We start from the raw sequence: 4,038 nt of genomic DNA, 5'->3' as shown, positions 1-4,038 counted from the left end.
TCGAAGACCTGACGATGGCACTTCGACAAGCTCAGTGTGACAGTTTTTATAATTAACTCTACTCAATAATGAAAAACATCCTATTTCTTCTTTTAACGCTGATATTTTTCGCCTATCAATCAAAAGCCCAGGTAAAGGAAAGTTACAAAGCGCAAATTGCGTATAAAATTGTAGAAACATCGCCAAGATGCAGGCAATTAACCAAAGGTTTGGGCAAAAAGGTGGTGAAAAATGGCGGCACCTCTTATGGCATTATGCTCGAGAGCAGTCCCAATCCTAAAACAGATCCTTCTCAGGCTTACTCTAAAACCTACGATTTTAATCTGCACGAAAGTTATCCCGATAGGATGCCCGTTATTGCCCGCTTTGTGTTCGATCCTAAAAAGCAACAGCTTTACGAAGATGATGTGGTAAACGCGCAATTGATACCCATACCTTTCGATAAAAAGTTACTGACGCTCTTTAACAAAAAATAAATGAAAAGCATCAGTTATAAACAGGTGGCCTGGCTATTGTTTTTAGCCTACTTTTTTATGCTGATGATGCAGATTACTTTGCGCTACATTCCCTTTAGTAGCGAGGTTTCTTTTCTACAGATTAAACAGACAGAAGTATCAGGCATTAAAGCTTACCTGCCCATATTTTATGTGCATGTGTATAGTGCCATATTTGTATTGCTGGCCGGTTTTACCCAGTTTAATCACAAAATTTTAGCTCGATATCCCAAAATACACCGGTGGCTGGGCTATCTGTATGTTGGCTTTGTGCTTTTGTTGGCATCACCTTCAGGTATTTTTATCGGTTGGTTTGCAAACGGCGGCTTAATGGCCAAAACCTCGTTTATTATTCTGGGTATTTTATGGTTCTGGTTTACCTTAAAAGCACTTTTGTTAATCTTAGAACGAAAAATAGTTGGCCATAAAAAGTTTATGTACCGCAGTTTTGCCTTGGCAGCTTCGGCAATCACCTTAAGGTTGTGGAAAGTTATTTTGGTATATTTATTCCACCCGGCCCCAATGGATGTATACCAGATTATTGCCTGGCTGGGCTGGATACCCAATCTACTGATTGCCGAATGGCTGATTAAAAAGAAAATTGTTTGACCTATAAAAACAGATATCTAAAATGAAAAAAATCTTATTACTCGCTCTGATCCCTTTTTTGATGCTATCGTGCAGAGACACCAAGAAAACCGATACTGCAAAAATTACTGCTGTGGCCCAACAGGAAATACACCAAGAGCTTTATGGCTTTTGGGTCGGCGATTTTTATACAGCAGAACAGTTGGAGTACGATGGTGATATGCAGGATGCTTTTGAAAAACTGAATATCAATATCAAAAAAATCACGAAAGATACTGTAATTGCCCAAAGCGTAGTTTCAGGCAACAGCAGGCCATTATTGGGAAAATTATCCGAAGATGGCGGTAAAATTACCTTTGTTTTAGATGAACCTGGAACGGATAAATACGACGGAAAATTTGAAATCTCACTTGTAGGCGATACATTGATCGGTAAATGGAATGCCTATAAAAAAGGACTGAAATGGCCTGAAAAGGAGTTTAAACTGTTAAAAAAGACATTCGAATACAATGCAAGCCTGATGTTGCCAACTGAATCGAGTTATGTAGACTGGAGCGATCATAAAATGATAAAAAGAGTGGATACCGCAGAAGATGGAAAAATTGATACCCTGGAGGCAAATCCTTTTTACCGAAGTGCGTCTGATCAGATTTTTAAATTAAATGCCTCAACTACCACACTCAAAGAAGAAGATGTAAAGAATTTAAGGAAACTTGATCTCCAGATTATCAAAAATACCATTTTCGCCAGACATGGTTATGCGTTTAAAAAACAGACCTTTAGGAATTTTTTCGATCCTGTTGAATGGTATGTACCTGTTAAAAATAACGTTGACAATGATTTAACGGCAATAGAAAATAAAAATATCAAGTTGTTAGATCGTTTTACCAAATATGCCGAAGACAATTATGATGCTTTTGGCCGTTAATTTGTAAAGGATTAACCATGAAATTGAACAGGGAAAAAATATTGGGTTTCTTCAAAAAATCGGAGAGCAGGGCCTCGGTAATCTTAAATGATAAAACCAAGGCCGGTAATACGATAAAAGATGCCCTCGGAAAGGCGGTAACCAACAAAGGTGATCTGGAGGGTGTTTGGTCGAAATTGGTGTTGCTTTTTGCGGTATCCAAAGATTATGTAAATGGCGATTATACCGAAATTCCAAAAAGATCGATCATTGCTATTTTGGGCGGTTTAATCTATTTCTTATCGCCGGTTGATGTAATTCCTGATTTTGTGCCTGTTTTGGGCTTTATTGATGATATTTATATTTTAAACCTGGTGTATAGGCAAGTGGTTAAAGATCTCGAAAAATATAAAATCTGGAAAGATGCACAGGTAAAATTTATTGGCGATATAAATGGCTCAACAGCAACATAGTTTTTTCGATTGGGTAGAACGGCACCTTTTAACATGTCCGTTTAAGGCCCATTTTGGCTTTGATTGTCCGGGTTGCGGTTTGCAGCGCTCCATTTTAGCTTTATTAAGGGGCGATTTGATTCATTCATTTAAACTTTATCCGGCTACCATCCCACTGGTTTTTGTGATACTCTTTACCATTGTGCACTTAAAAGTAGATTTTAAGTTTGGTGCACAGTTAATTAAAATCACTTTCGCAGGTGTTGCAGTAATTATCTTAATCAGTTACATTTACAAAATATACAACCATCAATTGATCTAAATACAGCTATGTCAGAAGAACAGGAAAACCCCCAGGAAAATAAACCCATTGATCTTTCAAAGAATCAGAATCCGGAACCAGCACCTTTTCAGCCACTTGATCAGGGGCCTGCAACACCTCCGCCATTTCAACAACCGCCACCTTTTCAACAGCCGCCATTTGGCCAGTTTGGAGGAGGCTTCGGACAGCAGAGCTTACCAAACGCTACTGTAGTACTTGTGCTGGGCATTCTTTCCATTGCATTTTGTTGCTGCTATGGTGTTTTTGGTTTAATCCCTGCAATTATTGCATTGGTTTTAAGTAAGAAAGACAGAATTTTATACGCCACCAATCCCGCTCTTTATACTTTAAGCTCGTATAAAAACTTAAATGCGGGTAGGGTATGTGCAATTATCGGCTTAGTCTTAAATATTTTATCCCTGCTTTATTATATTTTCATTATTGTAATGTTTGGTATGGGCATGTTAAGCGATCCGCATAAAATGGAACAAATTTTAAAAGGCCTTCAATAAGGATGCTTCTTTTAATTTTACCTTAAAAATATAAATCGGGTGGTGCATGCCATCCGATTTTCTTATTTTTGTAACGTTCAAAATTGTAAATAAAAAAACTAAGATAATGTATCCAGAATATTTAGTAGAGCCAATGCGTAAGGAATTAACCAACGTTGGTTTCCAGGAATTAAAAAACGCAGCAGACGTAGATCAGGCCATTAAAGGCGAAGGTACGGTGTTGGTAGTGGTAAACTCTGTTTGCGGTTGCGCAGCAGCAAATGCACGTCCGGCGGCAAGAGCGGCGGCAGCACACGAAAAACACCCTGATAAATTGGTAACGGTTTTTGCAGGTATGGAAAAAGAAGCAGTAGATCAGGCCAGAAACTACATGATGCCTTTTCCTCCGTCATCGCCGGCAATGGCTTTGTTTAAAGATGGTAAATTGGTACACATGATCGAGCGTCACCAGATTGAAGGTCGTCCGGCACAAATGATTGCCGATAACCTGATTGGTGCCTTTGAGCAGTACTGCTAAAGATTGATTACACAGATTGAAGGATTGCACTGATAAGTGATTCTTAAATAATATGGAGATGGCGAATGGAAGCATTCGCCATTTTGCGTTTTATATAAGAATCATATGCGATTGAAGGGTCGCTGAGGAGCGTCATTGTGAGGCACGAAGCAATCCTAATGCGATCGCCAGGTATGAAATTGTAGAATCCCCAACCATAGCAGTAAGATTGCTTCGTCGTGCCTCCTCGCAATGACGGACTTTTTT

7 protein-coding genes are annotated in these 4,038 nt (G+C 38.9%); all 7 read left to right on the top strand.

Going from position 1 to position 4,038, the window contains the following annotated elements; genetic code table 11:
• Nucleotides 1-68 precede the first annotated feature (68 nt).
• Nucleotides 69-476, top strand: a complete 408-nt coding sequence (locus B2V92_RS04445) for a hypothetical protein (protein ID WP_293305086.1) — start codon at nt 69-71, stop codon at nt 474-476.
• Nucleotides 477-1,103: a DUF2306 domain-containing protein gene (locus B2V92_RS04440; protein WP_293305085.1), complete on the top strand. Its 627-nt coding sequence runs from the start codon at nt 477-479 to the stop codon at nt 1,101-1,103.
• 22 nt (nt 1,104-1,125) lie between these two features.
• A complete protein-coding gene (locus tag B2V92_RS04435; RefSeq protein WP_293305084.1) occupies nt 1,126-2,010 on the top strand; it encodes a YARHG domain-containing protein in 885 nt (294 codons plus the stop codon).
• A gap of 17 nt (nt 2,011-2,027) precedes the next feature.
• The gene (locus B2V92_RS04430; RefSeq protein WP_293305082.1) at nt 2,028-2,462 is read left to right on the top strand and encodes a YkvA family protein; all 435 of its coding nucleotides are present in this window, start codon (nt 2,028-2,030) and stop codon (nt 2,460-2,462) included.
• Nucleotides 2,443-2,763, top strand: a complete 321-nt coding sequence (locus tag B2V92_RS04425; protein WP_293305080.1) for a DUF2752 domain-containing protein — start codon at nt 2,443-2,445, stop codon at nt 2,761-2,763. The genes B2V92_RS04430 and B2V92_RS04425 overlap by 20 nt, the downstream gene beginning before the upstream one ends.
• An 8-nt stretch (nt 2,764-2,771) precedes the next feature.
• On the top strand, nt 2,772-3,275 hold the full coding sequence (locus tag B2V92_RS04420) for a CCC motif membrane protein (RefSeq protein ID WP_293305079.1): 504 nt from the start codon (nt 2,772-2,774) through the stop codon (nt 3,273-3,275).
• A gap of 106 nt (nt 3,276-3,381) precedes the next feature.
• Nucleotides 3,382-3,792 carry a BrxA/BrxB family bacilliredoxin gene (locus tag B2V92_RS04415; RefSeq protein WP_025145566.1) on the top strand — a complete coding sequence of 137 codons (411 nt, stop codon included), beginning with the start codon at nt 3,382-3,384 and terminating at the stop codon, nt 3,790-3,792.
• The last annotated feature ends 246 nt before the right edge of the window (nt 3,793-4,038 follow it).

The organism is Pedobacter sp. UBA5917 (genome assembly GCF_002432345.1).
GTDB lineage: Bacteria > Bacteroidota > Bacteroidia > Sphingobacteriales > Sphingobacteriaceae > Pedobacter.
This window is presented reverse-complemented; position numbering and strand designations above follow the sequence as displayed.

Bases quoted from the DNA above. Each gene is read 5' to 3' on its own strand.
- B2V92_RS04420 (WP_293305079.1), top strand. From the start codon at position 2,772: ATGTCAGAAGAACAGGAAAACCCCCAGGAAAATAAACCCATTGATCTT.
- B2V92_RS04425 (WP_293305080.1), top strand. From the start codon at position 2,443: ATGGCTCAACAGCAACATAGTTTTTTCGATTGGGTAGAACGGCACCTT.
- B2V92_RS04415 (WP_025145566.1), top strand. From the start codon at position 3,382: ATGTATCCAGAATATTTAGTAGAGCCAATGCGTAAGGAATTAACCAAC.
- B2V92_RS04440 (WP_293305085.1), top strand. From the start codon at position 477: ATGAAAAGCATCAGTTATAAACAGGTGGCCTGGCTATTGTTTTTAGCC.
- B2V92_RS04445 (WP_293305086.1), top strand. From the start codon at position 69: ATGAAAAACATCCTATTTCTTCTTTTAACGCTGATATTTTTCGCCTAT.
- B2V92_RS04430 (WP_293305082.1), top strand. From the start codon at position 2,028: ATGAAATTGAACAGGGAAAAAATATTGGGTTTCTTCAAAAAATCGGAG.
- B2V92_RS04435 (WP_293305084.1), top strand. From the start codon at position 1,126: ATGAAAAAAATCTTATTACTCGCTCTGATCCCTTTTTTGATGCTATCG.